Origin of the sequence: Natronorubrum halobium, from assembly GCF_051351675.1 — an archaeon.
In the GTDB taxonomy this organism is placed as follows: Archaea; Halobacteriota; Halobacteria; order Halobacteriales; family Natrialbaceae; genus Natronorubrum.
The window spans coordinates 4,599,997-4,620,781 of sequence record NZ_CP195595.1; the positions used below are offsets into that span (position 1 = coordinate 4,599,997).

Consider the following 20,785-nt stretch of genomic DNA (forward strand, 5'->3'; position numbering starts at 1 on the left):
TCGCGAGTGGACTGGAAGAGCGTTCGGTGGCCTCGATCGGTCGCGGTAGAGACCCGGCGTATACAGGCGGTATCACGTCGGGATCCGTATCGAAACCCGAGTCCCGTCCGTCCCGGTGTCGAACCTGATCGAGGCCGCCGAGCGATCGATAATCCAGTGAATGATCCAGAGACCGATACCGCTGCCGTGTTCCAGTGGCGTCTCCTCGCCCTGTTCCAGCACCGCGAGTTCCGATCGGGGGATGCCGGGGCCGTCGTCGTCGATCGTCACGGTCGTCCGGTCGGTCGCTCGATCGACGCTCACCTCGACGGTCGGGTGGGAGCCGTCGTGGTGGTCGAGGGCGTTTTCCAGCAGGATGTCGAACGCGCTCTCGAGCCACGGGTCCGTCTCGAGGAGACACTCGGGTGGAGCGTCGAGCGAAACGGTCGCGGCCGAATGGGTCCCCCGATACTCGCGAACGAGCGAGTCCAGCATCGCCGAGAGGTCGACGGTGTCGGCGGTGTCGTCCCGATCGACGACGCGTTCGATCGTCCGGGCTTTCTGACTCGTCGCGAGGAGGTCGTCGCTCGTGTCGACGATTTTCGTCGCCATCGTCGCGGTGTCCCCGTCGGCCTCGTCGGCGATCGACGCCGCGTAGCCGCGGACGACCGTCAGATCGTTCCGAATGTTGTGTCTGAGCACGCGAGCGAGCACCTGACGCAGGAATTCGAGTTCGGCTTCCCGTTGCTCGAGCGCCTGCTCACGGCGTTTGAGTGCCGTGATATCCCGCAGGACGATCAACCGACCGGCGGCAGTCGTCGATCGCGAGTCGTCGAGTCGAGAGACCTTCAGGTGGAGGTGCCGACGCTCCTCGTCGACCGTGATCGTGACCTCGGTATCGACCCCGTCTTCGCCGGAGAACTGGCAGATGGGATCGGGAACAGTACCGAAGAACTTCTCGAGGGAGACACCGACGTAGTCGCGGTCGAGGGTGGACAGGCGACGCGCGGCCGGGTTACACTCGACGACGCGGTCCTCGGCGTCGACGACGATGGCGGCGTCGTCCATCTCCTCGACGATTCGTTTTCGGCCGACCGGGACGACGTCGAGGAAGTCCATCCGAAACAGCGCCCACGCGACCACGAACGCGCTGGTGACGACGCCGAACGGGAGGATCGAGTAGACGTATTCGTCGATCACGTAGATGTCGACTACCGTGATGAGGAGCGTGGGAACCCCGGCGGCGACGAGGGCACCGCTCTGTCTGCGCCGGACACCCGTTGCGGTCACGGCGTCGGCGACGAGCAACAGTGCGGCCACCGTTCCGATAGCTAGCGTGGACAGGACGATGAGCCGCCCCACCGGGCCGGCGGCCGCCGTGTTCACGACCGGGCTGGCCGTCGTTCCCCACAGGTGATAGTGCAGGGGGTCGGTGAGCGTAAGGAACTGGACGAGAATCGGAATCGCGGCGACTCCACCGACGAATCGCGGCGTGAGTTCGAACAGACCCGTGTACTCGATGGCCAGCAGCAGGTAGCCAAACGCCGCGAGTTGACCGCCCAGAATGACGAACGAGCCCAGTCCCAGAACCGTGAGATACGACGACGCCGAGAGAGCGAGTCCGTAGGCCATCGTCCAGATCGAGAGGCCGACGAGCGCCACGATCAGCCCCGTGCGACCGGGTTTCTCGCCGTGAGTCCGACTGTAGGGGACGAGAAAGAGCGGCAGTAGCCCACCGCAGAGATACGCGATGGGAATCAGCGACGTCGGGTCGATCATTGGATTCAATCGAAGACAGAACTATCACATAGAAATACGTTCCTGTTGTTGTGTCGATACCAACACGATCGAGACCGTCGCGGATACCGACTCGACCGCCGGTCGCACCGATGCGGAGTACTGTAAGATCGCGGTTACTATCGAGAGTCGCGAGATCAGCTGCGGTCACGACGGACGATCAGCGCCGAAAGTGCGTATCGAGTCTCACGTCCCGTTTGTGCCGGTCTCGAACGTGATCGACGCGAGTTGGCCCCGAGTCCGACGAGCGTGTCGAAAACGAGGAGCGTCGAGGACGCCGATTCTACGAACAGCAGGCCGATCGGAATCGCCCAGTCAACAGTCCGTCGAACTGACGAGGAGCCCCGTGCGGCCGGGCTCTTCACCGGCGGACCGAACAGGGGGGACGAGCGCGATCGGGAGCAGTCCACGGCGGACGTACGCGATAACTAGAATCCGTGGAATCCAGTTTACACGGAGAAACGAACGATGGACGAGAGTGAGTCGGCGGCGTGCTGCGGGACTCGACCGATCGGAGCGGCAGAACTCCCTGCAGGATCGTCCGTCTACAGCGGCGGGAGCCGCCCCACGTCCGAGAGGACCGCCGTCGCCGTCTCCGGGCCGCCCGCACCGCGTCCGCTCGAGTGGAGCGACCCCGCGTTTCGCGTCTCGATCTGGACGATGTTTCGGGTTCCGGTGACGGCCAGCGGGCCGTTCTCGGGGACGAGTCGCGGTCCGACGCGGATGCCGTCGCGGGTCGCCTCGCCGATGAGTCGGATCGTCCGGCCGTCCTCGGCCGCGAGGTCGAGCGCGCTACCGGGGATGTTCTGGATGCCGTCGACGGTCGCGTCCTCGAGTGCGAAGCCGCCGTCGGCGAGCACGTTCGCGAGGATGACGAACTTGAGCGCGGCGTCGGTGCCGTCGACGTCGAACGTCGGATCGGCTTCGGCCACGCCGAGGTCCTGCGCTTCCGCGAGGACGTGTTCGTAGTCGAGCCCCTCGGCGGCCATCCGCGTGAGAATGAAATTCGCGGTACCGTTGAGGACGCCTCGAACGGCCGTGACGGCCTGTGGCGTCGAATCTTCGATCGTCGAGAGCACCGGAATCGCGCCGCCAACCGTGGCCTCGAACCGGATCGAGCCCGCGCTGTCTGCCTCGAGCGCGCGGAGTTCCTCGTAGCGCTCCGCGACGGGTCCCTTGTTCGCTAACACGACGTGGCGGTCGGCCTCGAGCGCGCGTTCGACGTGCGAGAAGCCGGGTTCGGCGTCGCCCAGCGTCGTCGGCGTCGCCTCGACGAGGACGTCGTACTCGGTCTCGAAGACGGCCTCGGGATCGCTCGAACCCATCGCGTCGCCGCCGACCTTGCGCTCGAGTGCGCCCTCGACGTCGATCCCGTCTGGGTCGACTGCGGCGGTCGTGGAGTCGGCGAGCGCGACGACGTCGTGGCCGTAGTCGCCGGCGAGGTCGGCCACCGAGCGGCCGACGTCACCGGCACCGAGGATTGCGAGTTTCACTGGGAATCACCTCCGAGGAGGGGTTCGACGGTAGTGAGTTGCTTGTCCGAACCGATGGTGCGGATCGTCTCGAGCGTCGCGTCGGTCTGGCCGGAGTCGATGGCCAACCGAATGCGGGCGCTCGAGACGGCCTCCGTCCCCTCGGGTGCAGAGAGCGAGAGATCGCGGACGACGGCGTTGGCCTCGGTCTCGATTCGCGAGAGCGTATCCGAGAGGTCGTGTTCGACGATGTTGCCGACCAGCACGACGCTGATCTCCTCGCCGTAGTGTTCCGCGCCGGCCTGAATGACGTTGACGCCGGCGTCGCGCAGTGCGTCGACGATGCCGTCGAATCGGTCCGGCGGCGACTCGAGGTCGACCTCGACGGGGATGTGACCGCGAGGCGTCATGTTGCCGCGTTCGTGGTGGATGCTCAGGAGGTTCCCCCCGTTGTCGGCGATGGGTGCGAGCGTGCGAAGTAACTCGCCGGGTTCGTCGACGAGTTCGAGGCGGACGGTGTAGGCACGAACGCCGCCATCCGTCTCAGTCTCGTCCTCGTCGGCGGGGTCGTCACTCACTGCTGTCACCTCCCGGTTTCGGGCGTCCACACGTCATCATGGTATACGACTCCGTAATGGGCGCGTAAAAGGATATAGGAATTCCCAAAATGCTCCGGCCCTGTTACCGTCACGCACACCGTGCCGGAGGGAGGTTCAGTCGATCGGTCGAACGAAATTCGAAACGATTCGAAACTCAGAGGTGGTCTTCGCCCGGGTTCGAGGATCCCCAGTCGCCGCGGCCGCCTTCGGTGCGGTCGACTCCCATGATCGATTCCGCCTGATCGGGGCCGCCGAGCGTCTCGCGGGGGTCGGGAACGCGGACGGTGATGTCGTCGATCTCGGGCCACGTGAGGAGTTCGGCCTCGATGTTGCTCGACGTGATACCGCTGACCGAACAGCCCTCGCAGCCACCGCCGAGTTCGATGATCACTTCGCCGGTCTCGGGATCGGCTTCCCGGACGGCGCTCGTCCCACCGTGCATCTGGATGATCGGCATCTCTCGGGCGAGCCAGGACTCGACGCGCTCTTTGAGCGACGGCTCACCGTCGGTGTCGGCGTCGGATACCGCGTCGGCGTCAGTCATTACTCGACCTACGGGCTCGAGCGGTGAATAAGGTTTTGACAGCTGCTACCATCCATCAGGATCGATCCTGACGGTTAGGTGGGTCCGCGTGGGTGTCGTCGACCGGCGACGGGACGTGGCTCATCGATCGTCGCCGTCGCGATCGCGGCGCAGCCACTCGAGTGCGACGGCCCCGCCGGCGAGACCGGCGACACCGGCCACGCCGGTGAATCCGGGAATCGAATCGAGGAGCCCCTCGGACGCGTCGGTCGGGAAGGTGTACAGCGCCCCCTCGGTCTCCGCACCGGGAATGAGCGGCGTGCTGCTCGCGACGAACGTGTCGCCGGCTTCGGCGACGCGAGCCGTCCAGAACCCCGCTACGTCGGTGTCCCGCCAGTGGACGAGTTCCTCGGGGTCGGCCGGATCGCTCACGTCATGAATCTTCACGCCGCCCTGGTACCACGACGAGTAGAGCCGACCGTCGCGCAGTTCGAAGTTGTGGGCGGTCGTCCACTCCTCGCCGTAGTAGGACGCGTCGTCGGCAGGGGGTGCGTCGATGGACGACAGTGGCTCGGGGGCGGACGGATCGCTCACGTCGTAGAGGTCGATCCCGCCCGGGCCGTCGGGTTCGTCGCCACCCGTCGCCCAGGCCTCCCGGCCGACCGCGAGGAGGTCGCCGGTATCGTCGACCGCCGAGTAGTGGTCGTTGCCCGGGAGGCCGATCTGGGCCTCGTCGTCCGCGAGATCCAGCGTCTCATCGAGGTCGAGATCCAACACTCGCGAGCGGTACTCGGGGTCGGTCGGGTCGCTGACGTCGATCAGGTAGGTGCCGGCGTTCCAGTGGGCGAGATAGGCGATCTCGTCGTGGACGTAGACGTCGTGGTTGTATCGGGCGAGCCAGTAGACCTCCTGCCACTCGGGTTCGTGCTCGACGAGCGACCAGCGACCGATTTCTTCGATTTCGTCGTCGCTCACGTCGAAGATGACGAGCGGGTTCGCCTCCTCGCCGTTGGCGACCACGTAGAGCAGGTCGTCCGCGAGAAAACAGTTGTGGATGTGGTAGCCGGTCTCGTAGGGATCGCCGACGGCGACGGGATCGGCGGGGTCGCTCACGTCGTACAGTTCGAACCCGTGGAAGACGTCGTCGTCCCGCTGGTTCGCCGGACCGGCGACGACCAGCCGATCGCCGTCGACTTTCACGTCGAGGATCTCCCGAAACGGCCTATCGTCGACCTCGAGCGGGAATCGCTCCTCGAGAACCGCGGGCTCGGACGGGTCGCTGATATCGACCGTCGCGAAGCCGTCGGTGGCGGCGAGATAGACCGTCTCGCCGTCGTCACCGACGACGGCCTCTGCGGCTCCGGTGATCTCGACGCGCCCGAGCGGTTCGTAACCGTCGGGCGTGGCCTCGGCCGCGGCCGCCGTGGTCGTTGCCCCCGTCACGACGGATCCAGAGAGCGCCAGCCCGATCCCGCCGGCCGCGCTCCGTTGGAGGAAGTCTCTCCGCTGCATACGTCGAAGACGAACTGGGTATCCAAGTAAGGCGTGGTCGTCCTGCGTTTCCTGACAGTCACTCCCGAGTCGTGAACCGTAGCGGCCCTTCACAGTCGCTGGCGGTCGCCCGTTCCACCGGTCAGGGCGCTCGCGAGTGCCCCCTCGACGACGACGTCGTCGCCCTGATCGGTGACGCGGATCTCTGGAACGTTCGTCATCACCATCTCCGCGACCCGTTCGCGGATGGGGTCGACGACCAGTTCCTCGTTGTGCAGGGCGACGGCGCCGCCGAAGGAGACGACGATCGGCGCGAACGCGTGGATGACGTTCGTGACGCCCATCGCGTTCCAGTGAGCGAGCTGGTCGATCACGTAGTCGGCGAGTTCGTCCTCGCCGGCCAACTCGAAGACGTCTTTCGCCGTGAAGTCGGGCCCGTCGAGCGGCAGATCGGTCTCGATCGTCGGATCGTCTTCGGCGAGCAGTCGAGCGTAGTCCGGAATCGCGTTGCCCGAACAGTAGGCTTCCCAGTGGCCGTCGCGGCCACAGCCACAGGTCAGGCGACCGCGCGGGTCGACGACGTAGTGACCCACCTCGCCGGCGTTGCCGTCCCAGCCGCTCACCACGTTCCCGTCGCAGCAGACGCCGGCGCCGACCCCCGAGGAGATGGTGATGTAGACCATGTCGTCCGGGTTTCGGTCGGCGTGAAACCGCTCGCCGATGACGCCGGCGTTGGTGTCGTTGTGGAGGTAGACCTCGTCGCTGTCGATCAGTTTCTCGATGGGACCCGTCAACGGGATCCGGTCGATCGAATCGGGGAGGTTCGCGGGATCGATCACGGTCCCTTCCGCGAGATCGAACGGACCAATGGAGCCGATTCCGGCGGCGACGATCTCCGTCGGCGTGATCCCGGCGTCGCCACACGCACCGCGGAGCGTCCGAAGGACGCCTTCCGTGACGTCGATTCCCGTCGGACCGCGCGGCGTCGCCCGGCGGTCTGTGCCGATCGTCGTCCCGTCGTGTTCGGCGACGACCGCCCGGACGTTCGTCGCGCCCAGATCGACGCCGGCATAGTAATCCATGCTGTCCTAGAAACTGCCGTCGCCGTACTTAACTACACAGATCGTACTCGGCAACGAGTAGTAATTCCAATAAATGTGCCGTCCGGTCGTCGACGACGGCGTGGCTCGCGGCGACAACTGTATGGCATAGAATAACATAGTTTCGGCTATGGCCACCGACGACACATCCACCGAAGCGGGGGCAGTACCCGACCTCACCGACGCGGAGTGTACGGCGCTTCACGAAGTCGAACTCGGCCTCGAGTGGTTCCAGCGCGCGCAGGGATCTCTCCTCGAGTTTCACCACGCGACGGGCCACGGGATGGACCACCTCCGCGAGGCCGAAACCCTGCTCAGGGCTATCGGCCGCGACGATCTCGCCGACGCCATCCGGGACGACCTCTTACCGCACGGCGTCGTCGACGAGGATCGCTGGTCGTACGACGTCCTCGAAAACTATCAGGGGACGTTACTGGCCGAATCGCGGGCACTCGAGCGACGGGTGCGCCGAGAACTGGCTGACGGGGAGCGACACGTCGAAGAGCGTCGACAGGAGCGAGAATGGAAAGAGCGGTCGTCCAGCCGATAGCAACCGTGTGTGACGCGAGCGAAGACGGGTGTGCCTCGGCGGTTACTCCATGACGTCCAGATCGCGGAAGTACGTGACCGGACAGGGTGCCTGCAGGATGATCTCCTGAGAGACCGATCCGAGTACGGCCTTCTCGGCGGGCGAGCGGCGCCGGCCGCCGACGACCATCCGATCCGCGTCGACCTCGATCGCCATATCGACGACCTTGCTGCTAACCTCGCCGAGTGCGCCGCGTACCTCGTAGTCGACGCCGGCGTCTGCGAACATCTCTTCCAGATCCCCCACCGGTGCGCGTCGGGCGGCGACCTCGTCGGGATCGACGTCCTCGGCGCGGGCGTCGAAGCCGAGGTCGTCGCGGACGTCCTCGTACTCGTCTTCCGTGAACGCGTGACCGATCACGACCCTCGCATCGAGCGGTTCTGCGATCTCGAGGACGGTATCCGCGAGTTCGCCGGCGCGAACGGTATCCATCGGCCCGACGGCAAGCAGTATCGTATCGATCGCCATACCAGCACACTGCTGGTGCCACCCGCTTAAGTATTCTCGTCGTCGCAGTATTCCCGAAACGGCCGAAACAATCCGACGGCGCAGTCGTACCAGTCGGTTCGAAATCGGAATAGCAGCGTAACTACGGGCGTCGAGGGACGGCGATGTGACTGCAGGCGTCGAGAAATGGGAGTGTGTCTGAAAACCGAGAGGGAGCGGCGTGACTGCGGGTCGAAGACGTGGCCGGTCACTCCTCGTCGAAGTCGTCGCTTCGGACGAACGTCACCGGACACGGCGCCGACAGCAGGACTTCCTGCGCCGTCGAACCGAACACCGCCTTCCCGGTCGGCGATCGGCGACGGCCGCCGACGACCACCCGATCGACCTCGTCGCTGGTCGCGAGATCGACGATCGTCGGCCCGTGCTCGCCGATCGCGCCCTTGACCACGTAGTCGACGTCGTGCTCGTCGAGCACGTTACGGAGGTCGATGATCGTCTGGTGACGTCGAGCGACGTCGTCGGGATCGACCTCGTCGGTGGCGCGGTCGAACTCGAGTCGCGTGAGCACGTCGTCGTACTCGCTGCTGGTGAAGACGTGTGCGAGGATGACGGTCGCGTCGGCCGGCTTGGCTACTTCGACGACCGATTTGGCCAGTTCGTCGCTGCGATCGGCGTCGCCGGGTCCGACGGCGAGCAAGACGGTTTCTAACTCCATGCTGGAATCATTCCCAACGGAGTACCGTAAAGCCACGTTTTTGCGAACTTCGCTCACCGCCCAGTTCACCCGCGTTGCACCACGTACACCGGACAGTGACCGTCGTTCCGGGCGTTTTTTCCACGCAGTCCCCGATGAGAGAGACGAGACATGAACGGACCAGACCTCTCGGATCGGACGGTGCTCGTAACGGGGAGCGGAAAGGGTGTCGGCCGGGCACTCCTGTTGGCGACGGCCGACTGCGGGGCGAAGACGGCCGTTCACTACCACACGAGCGCCGACGCGGCCCGCGAGGTGGCCGACGCGGCCCTCGAGCGCGGCGCGAGCGACGCGATGACGGTTCAGGGGGACGTGACCGCTCCCGAGAGCGTCGACGGCCTCTTCGCGGCCGTGGAGTCCGAACTCGGTCCCGTCGACGTCCTCGTGAACAACGTCGGCGACTTCGCGCCCGCCCACTGGGCCGACCTCGAATTCGACACCTGGAACCGGGTGCTCGAGACCAACCTCAACGGCACCTACCTCTGTTCGAAACGCGCTCTGCCGAACATGCGCGAGGGTGAGTACGGCCGGATCGTCAACATCGGCTACGCCTCGAGCGAGAAGGGCCTCGTCAGTCCGAAGAACTTCCCGTACTTCGTCGCCAAGGCCGGGGTGTTGATGTTCACGCGGATGCTCGCGGCCGATACGCAGAACGACGACCTGACCGTCAACGCGATCTCGCCGTACGTCGTCGAGAATTCCGACGAGTTCCCCGAGGAGCTGCCTCGCGACCGGCCCGCGAGTTTCGAGGACCTGATTCAGCCGCTGTACTTCTTCCTCGATCCCGAAGCAGGGTACATCAGCGGTGAGAACGTTGAGGTCGACGGCGGCTGGTTGCCCGAGACGGTATGAAAGACGGTCAGGTAGTTGTACCGCGGCGCGAAGCGCCGCGGGACGTTTTTGGACCAGGTTTTTGCGAGGAGAGGTCTCGAACGGAGTGAGAGACCCGACGAAGTAAAAAGGTGGGTGGAGAACGTTGAGGTCGACGGCGGCTGGTTGCCCGAGACGGTGTGAGGAGGAGTAACCGATTGCCAGTGGCGTATCGACGATCGATCGTTCTCGGCTCGGTTCTCCAGTTACAGGGCTTCGAGATCGGCTCCAGTATGGCTACTCGAGATCCACGTCCGGTCGTTTTCCTCGACGAACGCTGTGAACTCCCAGACGGACAGTCCGGCCCGTTCGGCGGCCTTTGTGAGCGTTATCTCTCCATCGGCGAGTCGCTCACGGAGTCGTTCACGACGCCGGTTCTCGAGTCCTACCGTGAGGAGTTTTCGAACGGCCGTACTCCGATCGAGACGCGCGTTTTCCAGAAGCTCCTCGAGGGCTGCCTCGAGTTCCTCGGCCACTCGGATCGAAATCGTCCCCGTGCGTAATCGTCGTATCCAGTGTGCCGTATATATTACTGTTAGAATACAACTCGTGCGTACTTGCCCGTCACGTGTTCGCCGTGAGTGCGATGAAAATGGGCGTTTCTGCTGTCGCTGGCGGCGGTGATTGCCACGTCCTCCCCATCCGATTCGCTCATTTCATTCGCTCATCCATAGAAAAACGCTTCGCGTCTTCCACGCAGTCGCTCGGTTCACTCGCGACGACCTCGCACGGCTACGAGCCGCGTCTCACGGTCCGTTCGCCGCGGCTCAGCGTGCGCCACCGCACGTGGATTTCAGTTCCAGCAGAATGTACGCCACCTGTACTGATCAGTGAAAGCTCCGATTAGACCACTTTCGAAGTATTTCGAGATAGCCGCAAAATCACATCGTATAACTCGAGTCACCCCCACGAGACACGTATGACCGGCCACGTACACACGATCCACGTCGCACCCGAACAGGGCGCGCCGATGGAACGACTCGAGCGAGTAGCCGCCGTCGCCAACCAGGGGCTGGAGGGCGACCGCTACTTCGAAACCGACGGGACGTTCGCGGATCGGGACGGCAGCGATCTCACGCTCATCGAACGCGAAGCGCTCGAGGGCGTCGCGAAGGAGTACGACATCAGCCTCGAGCCGGGCGTCCACCGACGGAACGTGACGACCGAGGGAGTCGCGCTGAACCACCTCGTGGGGGAACGGTTTCACGTCGGCGACGTCGTCTGTGAGGGTATCGAACGCTGCGAGCCGTGTTCGTACCTCGAGCGACACCTCGAGAAACGGGGTGTCCGCGAGGCGCTGGTCCACCGCGGCGGGCTTCGAGCGCGGATTCTCCAGGGCGGATCCCTGACCCCCGGCGCGACCGTCGAACGGGTCGACTAGCGGACAGACCGACCGCGGATTCGGAATAATGACCACATATGTTCGGGAACTGGCGGTCGACAGAAACAAAAGCTACATTTTCGTGAGGACGAAGAACCACGTATGAACGAGCCGGGTATCCAGTCGTTGATGGATCAGGAGACGCTCGAGCGGCGGGTACAGGCCGGCGAGACGCCGGCGTGGGTCGCCGACCACTGGGAGACGTTTCGCGACGGACTGCTCGGCGAGCGAAACGGGACGCCGTTCCCGTGTTTCTTCGGGGCCGAATCCGTCCAGCAGGGCGACCCGCTCTACGCCGCCGTCCCCTCGATGAGCGACGCGGACGCGTTACTGACGCTCCGGGATCGGATCCTCGAGTATCTCGAAATCTACCGGGATCACTCCGAGCGCGCGTCGCTGGTCACCTTCTTCGAGCCGCCCGAGCGGTCGCTGTCCGAAGGGGAGTACCACGACGCGCTCTGGCACATCCTGCAGACGCTCCACCTCCATGATCCGGAACCCTGGCCCGAGGACATCCCGACCGATCCCGACGACCCCTACTGGGAGTTCTGTCTCGGCGGCGAGCCGATGTTCCCGACCTGTCGAGCGCCGTTCTACGAGCAGCGAAAGAGCCGCTACTGTCCGATCGGTCTCGAGATCACGTTCCAGCCGCGCGCACTGTTCGAGGACATGGGCGTCACGGGCGACACCGAGGCCGGCCAGCACGCTCGTGACGTGATCCAGGATCGACTCGAGAGCTACGACGGCGTCTGCCCGCACGCCGACCTCGGCGACTGGGGCGTCGACACCGACCGGGAGTGGTCCCAGTACCTATTTTCCGAAGACGAGGCGCAGGCCCCCTCGACGTGTCCGATTACGATCACGCGAGACCACCCGAAACCGGCCGCGAGGTTGCCGTAATGGAGGGCCGGAGCCGCAGAGACGGCCGACTCGAGGACGCCGCCCTCCTCCTGATCGACCTCCAGACCGGGTTCGACGAGTCCGGATGGGGCGAGCGAAACAATCCCGAGGCCGAAGCGAACGCGGCGCGGCTCCTCGAGTGCTGGCGGGAGACGAATCGAGCGATCGTTCACGTCCGCCACGACTCCACGGAACCCGACTCGCCGCTGCGGGGCGACGGACCCGGCTTCGCGTTCAAATCCGAAACGGCCCCGCTCGAGGACGAGCCGACGATGACGAAGTCCGTCAACAGCGCCTTCATCGGGACCGATCTCGAGGACTGGCTTCGGGAGCGAGAGCTCGAGACGCTCGTGCTCGTCGGCCTCACGACGGATCACTGCGTGTCGACGACGACGCGGATGGCGGAGAATCTGGGCTTCGATCCGATCGTCGTCGCCGACGCGACCGCGACGTTCGACCGCACTTTCGACGGCGACGCGTTCGATGCGGAGACGATCCACCGAACTGCGCTGGCCCACCTCGAGGGCGAGTTCGCGACGGTCGTGCGGACCGACGAGGTACTCGAGTGACTACTACCAGACACGAATGACTGCCAGCGGAGGTGCACGCACGGGTCCTGTCAGCTGTCGATAGTCGGCTGGCACAGTTATAGGGCTCACCGTCTTCGGCTGAGCTATGCGAGTCGCAGTCGCCGGGACGTTCGGTCCGCTTCACGACGGCCACCGAAACCTGTTCGAGCACGCGCTGCGGTTCGGTGACGACGGCGTCGTCATCGCCGTCACGAGCGACCACCTCGCGGTCGAGACGCGCCACGAACCCCGGGAAATCCCGTCCTTCGACGACCGCGTCCGACTGGTCACCGCCGCCGTCGACGACATCGACGAGTGGGATCGCGACGTCGAGATCCGGGAACTCACGGACGAGTACGGCATCGCCGACGACGACCCCGCGATCGACGCGCTCGTCGTCTCACCCGAGACGGCGCCCGAACTCGAGACGATCAACGATCGGCGGCGACAGCAGGGGCTGGATCCGATCTCCGGAATCGTCGCCCCCTACGTCCTCGCCGAGGACGGCGAACGGATCTCCTCGACGCGGATCGTCGCGGGGGAGATCGACGAACACGGAACGCTCCTCGAATGAGCGATTCGAACGCGAACTCGCGGCTGCTCCTGTTCGTGCTCCTCGCGAGCGCAGCGCTCGTGACGCTGGTGATCCACCTCTCGGTCGTCCCGCGACAGTACCCGGACGACGTGTTCACGACCGGACTGGCGCTCGTCTTCGGCTGGCTGACGTACGCGCTCGTGTTCTACGCGGTGGGCCGGATCGGCTCCCAGCCCCAGGAACTCCCCAGTATGCGCTTTGCGGACGTCGGCCTCGCGCTCTTTCTCGTCTCGGTACTGCTCGCCGCGGGGCTCGACGCGGCGGGATTCACGCCCGAGGTGATCCTCGAGGCCTACGTCCTGCCCACGCTCGGAATCTACGTCGGCCTCGCGTTGTTCGGCTGGTCGATCGGTCGACGGACCGAGGCGATCAACGAGATCGTCCGCTGAGCGAATTGTCGACCGTTAGAGCGGTGGTTTCCGGGTATCTCAGTATAGAGTAACGATACAGTCTCAGTCGTGTTCGTTCAACAACAATATGTAACTCCGTTCTGTAACCCGGAATGTGCGTCGTATCTATCTAGCCGTAACTGGAGCGAGCTTCCTTTGGGCCATAGCGGTGGTATTACTCATGCTTGGCCGGTATACTCCCTTTCCGATGTTTGACCTCGTACGCTCAACTGTCTTCCTTGGAGCCATTATCTGGACTGTTCTGGGGATAGGGATGCTCGTACGAGACGGGTATCAGCGACTCTCAGGCTGACAAGTACGCTTAGCGAGTGAGCGGCCAACGGAGGTAGCATCGGTGAGAGGTCGACGACCGGTTTTCAATCCGAGTGAGAACCCGAGTTCGTCACGAACACGGGAACCTCACCAAATCGAACGACGTGATCGGTGACGCTCCCCAGCGCCATCCGGTGGACGCCGCCCCGGCCGCGGGTGGCCATCACGACGAGGTCGACGCCCACCTCGTCCGCGTACTCGAGCAGTTCGTGCTCCGGCGCCCCCTCGAGGACGGTGCCGGTCACCTCGAGCCCGATCGACTCCGCCCGTTCGACGATCGCGTCGACGTGTTCCCGGGCGCGCTCGCGCATCGCGTCTTCCGCGCTCGCGGCGTCTCCGGGGAGCCGGAGATCGCTCAGCGGGCCGGTGTCAGCCACGCAGACGACGTGAACCGCCGCGTCGTGGACGTTGGCGAGCTCGAGGCCGGTTTCGGCGGCGGCGGTGGCGTGCTCGCTGCCGTCGGTCGGGAGCAGAATCGTCTCGAACATAGCGACGCGTACGACGGACCGGATGAAACCCTCTCGGATGTGTCCGAATAGCTATCTTTTCGGGGCGACGCCAGTCAGTCCAGCAGGGTCCGGTACTGCGCGACGACGTCGTCCGCGGGCGGGCCGTCGTACCGGAGGTCGCCGTCGACGACGACGGAGAGTCGATCGAGCTGGTCGGCGAACGCGGCCACGTTGTGCGTCGAGACGACGACGGTCCGGTCGGCCTCGCGGTACGAGTCGAGAAAGGCCGTGATGCGCCGTCTCGAGTAGTCGTCGACGTCGGCCAGCGGTTCGTCGAGCAACAGGAACTGCGGGCGCTTGACCAGCGCGAGTCCGAGGTCGAGTTTCTTGCGGAACCCGCCCGAGAGTTCGTCGGCCCGCCGGTCGACGGCGGGCTCGAGCCGAAGCGCTTCGATCAGGGTCTCGAGCCACGAGTCCGGCGGCGGGTCGTCGACGAACCCGCGGAAGATCTCGAGGTTCTCGCGGACGGTGAGCGAGGGGTAGAACCGCGGCTCCTGAAAGCTGTACCCGACGGCGGCAGCGGCGTCGGTCCGTTCGATCCGGCCGCTCGAGGGTCGCGCGAGGCCGGCGAGCAGCGCGAACAGCGTCGTCTTTCCGGAGCCGTTCGGGCCGATCAGCCCGTGGAACGTGCCGGGACGGAACTCGAGGGAGAGGGCCTCGAGCGCGGTCGTCTCGCCGTAGCGTTTCGTGACGTCGACGAGCGCGAGCGAATCGGCGGTCCCGCTATCGGGAGCGTCGGAAGCGTCTCGGTTCGCGGCGTCAGGTCCGGAGTCGTGGGTCGAGTCGGTGTCGGTCATCGTCATCGCCTCCGTTCGTAAACGATCAGTGCCAGTTTCAGGAGGACCAGCGAGACGAGCGTCGTCGCGACGAGCCACCACAGGTAGTCGGCGTACAGCGACGCCGGCGCGTCCCGTAACATCGCGCTTCGGCTCGTAATTGCCGAGTAATAGGTCGGCAGCGCTCGAGCGATCGTTCCCTGCGTCCGCGAGAAGAAGCCGGCTGGGTAGACGAGACTCGAGAGGCCGAAGACGGCCAGTGCGAGGCCGAGATTGACGAACAGGGCGGTCTGTCGGAGCCCGAGCGCGAAGAGCACGGCGAGCCCGAGCGCGGCCAGATAGACGAACGTGAGTCCGAAGACGGCGATCGACAGCGGCGACAGCACGGTCACGTCGTAGCCGAGCCACAGCGCCATCGCGGCGACGACGGCCGCCGGGATCACGAGCGCAGCGCCGTAGAACAGCAGTTTGCTCGCGACGACGGTATCCAGCCGCGACTCGGTCTGTAGCCGGTCGAGCACCAGCCGCTCGGAACGGACCTGATAGGGGAGAAAGACCAGCGCGTAGAGCGTGACGAAGGCGAAGAGGCCGGTGGGGACGAGGAACTCCGAGAGGCTTCGCGGCTCGCCGACCTGTTCGTGGTCGACGGTGACGTCGGCCTGGACGAGCCCGTCGATTTCGGACTCGGCGAGGCCGACGCTCTCGTTGACCGGCTCTTCGAACGGGACGAAGGCGTGATCGGAAACGATCGTCACGTTCGCCTCGCCGCTCTCGTTCATGACGTCGCCCGGCACGTGGACGACGAGATACACCTCCTCGCGCTGGAGTCCCTCGCGAGCCTCGGCCGACGACTCGTACTCGACCGGCGTCGCGAACGCGGCCATCCCCGCCTCGGCGATCGCGATATCGTCCTCGGTCGACCCCTCGTCGGCGACGACGCCGACCGGCACGTCGCGCGGAATCGTCTGCTCGAAGATGGCGGTCCCGGCGACGATTCCGCCGGGGAGCAAGACGAGCAGGACGACGATCAATCCCAGATTTCGTCTGACAGTGATCGTCTCCTTTCGCAACAGCGCCAGCAGGTCCACGCGACGTCACACCCCGTCGAGCAGGGAAAAGACGACGTCGGCCTCGCCCTCGTAGGCCGCCGTTACTACCGTTCCGTCGCGCTCGAGATCGAGGTCGTCGCGGGCCTCGTCGAACTCCTCGTCGAGTCCGGCGTAGGCGCTGATCAGCCCCCTGGCCACCCGCTCGAGTTCCTCGGCGTCGCGGTCGTCGTCGACGTGGAGGTCGACCTCGAGGGCGATGCCGGCGTCGACGACGGCGTAACTCCGGCCAACGGCCTCGATCTCGTCGAAAATATCGAGGTCCAGGTCGACGAACGCCTCGTACGCCGCGGGGATGGGTGACCCCGCGGACTCGGAAGCGACGGTCAACTGGCCGCCGCGGGCCTCGTCGTGCGCGTCGCGAACCGGTCCGGAAACGGGGTCGGCGTCGCCGTACCGAACGTCGAGCGAGGCTCGTACGGCCGTCCCGCTCCCGAGGACGAACCGTCCATCGCCGAGGACGCCGAGGAACGGTGCCTCCGAGCCGTCAGCCCCGTCGCCGCTCGGTTCGTACAGCACGGAGTCGTCCTCAGCGATCGTTTCCTCGTAGTCGAGTTCGGTGGTTTCCTCGAGCGATGCGACGACGTCGTCTTCGTTCCAGTCGCCGTCGACGATGGCGTCGTTGCGCTCCCAGTTGTCGGCGGCGGTCACACCCGAATCGGCGTCGGGCGCGCCGAAGAACAGTAACTCGTCCGCCTCGAGCGGGTCGAGTCCGGTTCGGGCTTCGAACGTCGCCATCGCGTCGGCGAGGTGTTCGGGGTCGGCCGAGCCCAGGTCCTCGAGGAGGCGTTCGGCGTCCGCCGTCGTGACCGCGCCGACGTCCAGGTGGACGAGCAGCGTCGTCTCCGCGGGCGCGTCGTTCGCGAGGTCGCCGTCCACCTCGTCGTCATCGTCATCTAAAAAACCGGCACAGCCGGCCGTTACGGAGACCAGAGCGGCAGTGGCGGCGAGCGCGGCTCGTCTCGAGAGGGGGCGACCGTCGGCGGCGGCGTCCGACTGGCGAGTCAACATACTGGCACGTCTCGAAGGCGAGGACCATTAACCGTTCGGTGACCCGGTCGATCGGACGGTCGGTGGCCGTGAATACGGCGGACAGAAACGAGCGATAGACCGTCGTTATCGGCTGATGTCGAATCCGAGCTGCTGTTTCGCGAACTGGGCGAGCAGGGAGGCGTCCCCGGGACCGAGCAGTTTCAGGACGGCCCGGACGTTCCCGCGATTCGCCTCCGCCAGCGTCTCTTCGTCGAACCGGTTCAGGTCGCGCATGAGTCTGTCGTAGCGCTCGTTGGACGCGAGATAGAGGAGCTGCGTCATGTACTGGCGGGTCTGGACGTTCGGTGCGACGTCGCGATGCCAGAGGTTCTCGTACACCGTGAGGTTCTCGGCGTTCGGCTCGACGTTGCCGTGCTTGAGGCATGAATCGGCTGCTATAGCCGCCATACGGCCGGACTTCATGCACTTGTTGATCCCCTCTCCCCAGAGCGGGTCGACCGTCGGCACGGTGTCGCCGATGGCCATGAATCGGTCGGTGTGCATCCGTCCGGGCATCTGGATGTGCGCGGAGCCGCGGTGTTGTTTCCCCTCGAGTCGCTCGGCGTTCGCAAAGCGGGGATCCGTCTCCATCCAGTGGTTCAGGTAGTCGTCGATCGCGTAACCGTCGCGCGCGTACTGCTCGTGGCTGTCGTTCTGGATGTAACAGAGGCCGACCTTGGCGGTGTCCTCGCCGGTGTGGAAGATCCACGAGTAGCCGCCGGGCGCGAGCTCGTGATCCAGCCGGAGCATCATCGCGTCGTGGAGGTCCGCGAAGCCGGGGCGGTCGATGTCGATCCCCTCGAACTCGTACTCGATGCCGATCGCGTGGTTCTCTCGCTTGAGATCGACGACGCCGAGTTTCTTCGCGAGCGGCGCGGCCGGCCCCGTCGCGTCGATGACGATTTCGCCGTAGACCTCCTCGTCGCCGTTGTATCTGACGCCGACGATCTCGTCGTTCTCCGTGATGGGCGCGGTGACGCGCGCGTCGAAGCGGTACTCCGCGCCGTCCGCTCGACTGTCCTCGACGAGGAATCGCTTGAAGTCGGCGAACTCGAGGACTGCACCGGGCTGTTCGTAGACGAAGTGCTCGGTCGGCGACTCGAGGACGACGCTGTCGGTGTACTGCATCACGACGTCGTCGGGCACCCCGAAGGAGGCCATCATCGAGGGGAACGTTCCCGCGGTCGACTTGTTGCTCTGGCGCGGGAACTCGTCCTCGGACTCGCTCTCGAGGACTACGACGTCGTATCCCCGGGCTGCGAGGTCGCGTGCACACTGGCCACCGGCCGGACCAGCACCTGCGATAACCACATCGTAGCGGTTGTTCATACCGCGAAACTGTTTCGGAGCCTCATTAGTTTATTCAGTTGCGACGGAGTGACTGGAAGTCCACACGTATCACAATTTATACTTACCTCGCGGGACAGGGCCGCTTCGATCGACGGAACGGGGAATTCGGTGATTACCGGCGCCATCGCGCGTCGAGTATTCAGCGAGCGATCGTCACGGGAACCGGTGCCCGTCTCGCGATACGCTCCGCCACACTCCCGAGGAGGACTCGAGAGAACCCGGACCGACCGTGACTGCCAACCACGATCCGATCGACGTCGTGATCGGTCGCGTACTCGACGATCGTCGGCGCGGGCTGGCCGGTCAGCAGTTCCGTTGTGATCTCACACCCCTGTTCGGTCGCTCGCTCGCGGGCCGTCTCGAACAGTTCGGACGCGTCCGCTTGCATGCGCTCGTGCATCGCCTCCGTGCCGAGATGGGCGAACTCGCCGTAGCCGCTCTGACTCGGATCGACGACGTGTGCGACGACGATGTCGTCGTCGGCGTGTTCGTCGAGCGCGTACTCGAGGGCCGTCCACCCCGGTTTCGATTCGTCGAGGGCCACCAGCAGCACCATACCGACACGTACGAACCGTGTACACTTGAGTGGTGCCCTCGGGAGCACACTGCACACGCGACAGCTGATCGGGTGACTCGAGTACGCGCCCCGGAGTGGACGGGACGGCCAGTCCAACGGTGCTTGCAAGGTCAACGGATGCAATGACGGGGGTGGCGAGAGTATGGTTGTGAGACTCTCGCACGATGAGTACGAAAACGCCACAGAAGGCCGATATCCTTCGGCCGATACAGAACACGTCGATGAAGTACTTCGCGCTGGTTGCCGTCGCCGGACTGGCGTTCACCCTCTTCCTGATCGGCTGGTTCTACCAGCTCTATCGGGGGATGATCGTCACCGGACTCTCCGACTGGGGGACCGGCGGCGGGGTGACCTGGGGACTGTACATCGGTGCGTTCATCTGGTGGGTCGGGATCGCCCACGGCGGGATCATCCTCTCGGCAGCCGTCCGCCTGTTGGGAATGGAACGCTACATGCCCGTCGCTCGATTGGCCGAACTGCTGACCATCGCCGGCCTCTCCGCGGCCGGATTCTACATCGTCGTCCACCTGGGTCGGCCCGACCGGATGGTCACGAGCATTATCACCCACTACCACATCACGGTCCATGCCTCGCCGCTGGTGTGGGACGTCACCGTCATCACGGCCTACTTCGTGCTGACGGCGACCTATCTCGCGCTGACGGTCCGGTACGACGTCTCACGGCTGCGAGACGACCTCCCGGATCGCTTCGGACCGCTCTATAGAATGATCACCGTGGGGTACACCGAGCGGGAAGACGAGGTCGTCCAGCGTATGGTCTGGTGGCTCGCGCTGGCGATCATCATCATGGCTCCGCTCCTGCTTCACGGCGGCGTCATTCCGTGGCTGTTCGCGGTGATTCCGACGTACCCGACGTGGTTCGGCGGCGTTCAGGGGCCGCAGTTCCTCACCATCGCACTCACGTCGGCGATCAGCGGCGTGATCCTCCTCTCCTACAGCTTCCGGAGGGCGTACGACTGGGACCACATCGTCACCGACGACATCTTCCGGGGGCTGCTCCTGTGGCTCGGGTTCTTCTGCCTGCTGTTCCTCTGGCTGCAGCTCCAGCAGAACGTCGCCGGGCTCTTCGTGGCCCCCGTCGATGCGACCCACGCGGCGGAGGCGCGGCTCGGTCATCCCATCTACCAGTTCTCGATGCTGCTGGTGTTGACGGTGCTCGCGTTCATCTTCGCGCAGACGATCCGTCCGAGTCTATTCACCAAGAAACGGGCCGTCGCGGCGGGTATCATGGTCCTCACCGCTACCTTACTCGAAAAGATCCTCTTCGTCGTCGAAGGGTTCTTCCACCCGACCTTCGACATCTACGGGGCGACGCCCGGGGAGTACATCCCGAGCTTTATCGAAATCGCGTCGATCATCGGTACCGTCGGAATGGTGATGTTGATCTTCCTGACGGTTTCCAAGGTTGTCCCCGTCGTCGAACTCCACGCGATCGAACACCTTCAGGAGAGACAACGCCACGAGCGAGAGCACGAACCGGCCACGCACGACGACTGATCGGCGTCGTCGATCCCTCTCGTTCGGCAGCAGTTGATCACGATGTGAAAAGGCCGCCGTCGAGGGGTTTCGCTCCGATTCGGCTGGCAACCGCTCGCTTCACGAGCGGTTACTGCTCGTTCTGCGACGA

At 65.0% G+C, this 20,785-nt stretch carries 23 protein-coding genes; 8 read left to right on the forward strand and 15 right to left on the reverse strand.

Annotated elements, in window-relative coordinates; translation table 11 throughout:
* Window positions 1-72: 72 nt before the first annotated feature.
* From ACSFC7_RS23015 to ACSFC7_RS23040, 6 genes are all read right to left on the reverse strand, one after another.
* A complete protein-coding gene (locus tag ACSFC7_RS23015; RefSeq protein ID WP_436345268.1) occupies window positions 73-1,758 on the reverse strand; it encodes a histidine kinase N-terminal 7TM domain-containing protein in 1,686 nt (561 codons plus the stop codon).
* A 563-nt stretch (window positions 1,759-2,321) separates the two neighbouring features.
* The gene (locus ACSFC7_RS23020; RefSeq protein WP_436345270.1) at window positions 2,322-3,269 is read right to left on the reverse strand and encodes a homoserine dehydrogenase; all 948 of its coding nucleotides are present in this window, start codon (window positions 3,267-3,269) and stop codon (window positions 2,322-2,324) included.
* Window positions 3,266-3,856 carry an amino acid-binding protein gene (locus ACSFC7_RS23025; protein ID WP_436345271.1) on the reverse strand — a complete coding sequence of 197 codons (591 nt, stop codon included), beginning with the start codon at window positions 3,854-3,856 and terminating at the stop codon, window positions 3,266-3,268. Before ACSFC7_RS23025 ends, ACSFC7_RS23020 begins: the two co-directional genes overlap by 4 nt.
* Window positions 3,857-4,001: 145 nt before the next feature.
* Window positions 4,002-4,391: a NifU family protein gene (locus ACSFC7_RS23030; protein ID WP_436345273.1), complete on the reverse strand. Its 390-nt coding sequence runs from the start codon at window positions 4,389-4,391 to the stop codon at window positions 4,002-4,004.
* Window positions 4,392-4,511: 120 nt separating this feature from the next.
* Window positions 4,512-5,882, reverse strand: a complete 1,371-nt coding sequence (locus tag ACSFC7_RS23035; protein WP_436345275.1) for an LVIVD repeat-containing protein — start codon at window positions 5,880-5,882, stop codon at window positions 4,512-4,514.
* A gap of 89 nt (window positions 5,883-5,971) precedes the next feature.
* A complete protein-coding gene (locus ACSFC7_RS23040; protein WP_436345277.1) occupies window positions 5,972-6,943 on the reverse strand; it encodes an ROK family protein in 972 nt (323 codons plus the stop codon).
* Window positions 6,944-7,091: 148 nt separating this feature from the next.
* Between ACSFC7_RS23040 and ACSFC7_RS23045 the strand changes: the two genes are divergently transcribed.
* Window positions 7,092-7,511: a hypothetical protein gene (locus ACSFC7_RS23045; protein ID WP_436345279.1), complete on the forward strand. Its 420-nt coding sequence runs from the start codon at window positions 7,092-7,094 to the stop codon at window positions 7,509-7,511.
* Window positions 7,512-7,553: 42 nt separating this feature from the next.
* Here the strand turns inward: ACSFC7_RS23045 and ACSFC7_RS23050 are convergent, their stop codons facing one another.
* Both ACSFC7_RS23050 and ACSFC7_RS23055 read right to left on the reverse strand, forming a co-directional pair.
* Window positions 7,554-8,018, reverse strand: coding sequence for a universal stress protein (locus ACSFC7_RS23050; protein WP_436345281.1), 465 nt, complete (start codon window positions 8,016-8,018; stop codon window positions 7,554-7,556).
* Window positions 8,019-8,244: 226 nt separating this feature from the next.
* A complete protein-coding gene (locus tag ACSFC7_RS23055; RefSeq protein WP_436345283.1) occupies window positions 8,245-8,712 on the reverse strand; it encodes a universal stress protein in 468 nt (155 codons plus the stop codon).
* 150 nt (window positions 8,713-8,862) lie between these two features.
* Here ACSFC7_RS23055 and ACSFC7_RS23060 point away from each other — a divergent pair, with 150 nt between their 5' ends.
* Window positions 8,863-9,603 carry an SDR family NAD(P)-dependent oxidoreductase gene (locus ACSFC7_RS23060; RefSeq protein WP_436345285.1) on the forward strand — a complete coding sequence of 247 codons (741 nt, stop codon included), beginning with the start codon at window positions 8,863-8,865 and terminating at the stop codon, window positions 9,601-9,603.
* 224 nt (window positions 9,604-9,827) lie between these two features.
* Here the strand turns inward: ACSFC7_RS23060 and ACSFC7_RS23065 are convergent, their stop codons facing one another.
* Window positions 9,828-10,097 carry a hypothetical protein gene (locus ACSFC7_RS23065; protein ID WP_436345287.1) on the reverse strand — a complete coding sequence of 90 codons (270 nt, stop codon included), beginning with the start codon at window positions 10,095-10,097 and terminating at the stop codon, window positions 9,828-9,830.
* A gap of 443 nt (window positions 10,098-10,540) precedes the next feature.
* Between ACSFC7_RS23065 and ACSFC7_RS23070 the strand changes: the two genes are divergently transcribed.
* The 5 genes from ACSFC7_RS23070 (at window position 10,541) to ACSFC7_RS23090 (ending at window position 13,455) form a co-directional block, all read left to right on the forward strand.
* Window positions 10,541-11,002, forward strand: coding sequence for an MOSC domain-containing protein (locus tag ACSFC7_RS23070; RefSeq protein WP_436345288.1), 462 nt, complete (start codon window positions 10,541-10,543; stop codon window positions 11,000-11,002).
* A gap of 102 nt (window positions 11,003-11,104) precedes the next feature.
* The gene (locus ACSFC7_RS23075) at window positions 11,105-11,902 is read left to right on the forward strand and encodes a YqcI/YcgG family protein (protein ID WP_436345290.1); all 798 of its coding nucleotides are present in this window, start codon (window positions 11,105-11,107) and stop codon (window positions 11,900-11,902) included.
* Window positions 11,902-12,471, forward strand: coding sequence for a cysteine hydrolase family protein (locus ACSFC7_RS23080; RefSeq protein WP_436345292.1), 570 nt, complete (start codon window positions 11,902-11,904; stop codon window positions 12,469-12,471). The genes ACSFC7_RS23075 and ACSFC7_RS23080 overlap by 1 nt, the downstream gene beginning before the upstream one ends.
* 106 nt (window positions 12,472-12,577) lie before the next feature.
* Window positions 12,578-13,045 (forward strand): phosphopantetheine adenylyltransferase, encoded by a 468-nt coding sequence (locus ACSFC7_RS23085; protein ID WP_436345294.1) that lies wholly within the window; start codon window positions 12,578-12,580, stop codon window positions 13,043-13,045.
* A complete protein-coding gene (locus tag ACSFC7_RS23090) occupies window positions 13,042-13,455 on the forward strand; it encodes a hypothetical protein (RefSeq protein ID WP_436345296.1) in 414 nt (137 codons plus the stop codon). The genes ACSFC7_RS23085 and ACSFC7_RS23090 overlap by 4 nt, the downstream gene beginning before the upstream one ends.
* A 377-nt stretch (window positions 13,456-13,832) precedes the next feature.
* On the opposite strand, the gene ACSFC7_RS23095 is transcribed toward ACSFC7_RS23090, so the two are convergent.
* From ACSFC7_RS23095 to ACSFC7_RS23120, 6 genes are all read right to left on the reverse strand, one after another.
* Window positions 13,833-14,276 (reverse strand): universal stress protein, encoded by a 444-nt coding sequence (locus ACSFC7_RS23095; RefSeq protein WP_436345297.1) that lies wholly within the window; start codon window positions 14,274-14,276, stop codon window positions 13,833-13,835.
* Window positions 14,277-14,350: 74 nt separating this feature from the next.
* Window positions 14,351-15,094 carry an ABC transporter ATP-binding protein gene (locus tag ACSFC7_RS23100; protein ID WP_436345299.1) on the reverse strand — a complete coding sequence of 248 codons (744 nt, stop codon included), beginning with the start codon at window positions 15,092-15,094 and terminating at the stop codon, window positions 14,351-14,353.
* 2 nt (window positions 15,095-15,096) lie between these two features.
* Window positions 15,097-16,161 (reverse strand): ABC transporter permease, encoded by a 1,065-nt coding sequence (locus ACSFC7_RS23105; protein WP_436345301.1) that lies wholly within the window; start codon window positions 16,159-16,161, stop codon window positions 15,097-15,099.
* 6 nt (window positions 16,162-16,167) lie between these two features.
* A complete protein-coding gene (locus ACSFC7_RS23110; protein WP_436345303.1) occupies window positions 16,168-17,190 on the reverse strand; it encodes a hypothetical protein in 1,023 nt (340 codons plus the stop codon).
* A 105-nt stretch (window positions 17,191-17,295) separates the two neighbouring features.
* Window positions 17,296-18,540 (reverse strand): digeranylgeranylglycerophospholipid reductase, encoded by a 1,245-nt coding sequence (locus ACSFC7_RS23115; protein WP_436345305.1) that lies wholly within the window; start codon window positions 18,538-18,540, stop codon window positions 17,296-17,298.
* A gap of 160 nt (window positions 18,541-18,700) precedes the next feature.
* A complete protein-coding gene (locus tag ACSFC7_RS23120; protein ID WP_436345307.1) occupies window positions 18,701-19,117 on the reverse strand; it encodes a universal stress protein in 417 nt (138 codons plus the stop codon).
* 185 nt (window positions 19,118-19,302) lie between these two features.
* On the opposite strand from ACSFC7_RS23120, the gene nrfD reads away from it, so the two are divergent.
* Window positions 19,303-20,655, forward strand: a complete 1,353-nt coding sequence (gene nrfD / locus ACSFC7_RS23125) for an NrfD/PsrC family molybdoenzyme membrane anchor subunit (protein ID WP_436345309.1) — start codon at window positions 19,303-19,305, stop codon at window positions 20,653-20,655.
* Window positions 20,656-20,785 lie beyond the last annotated feature (130 nt).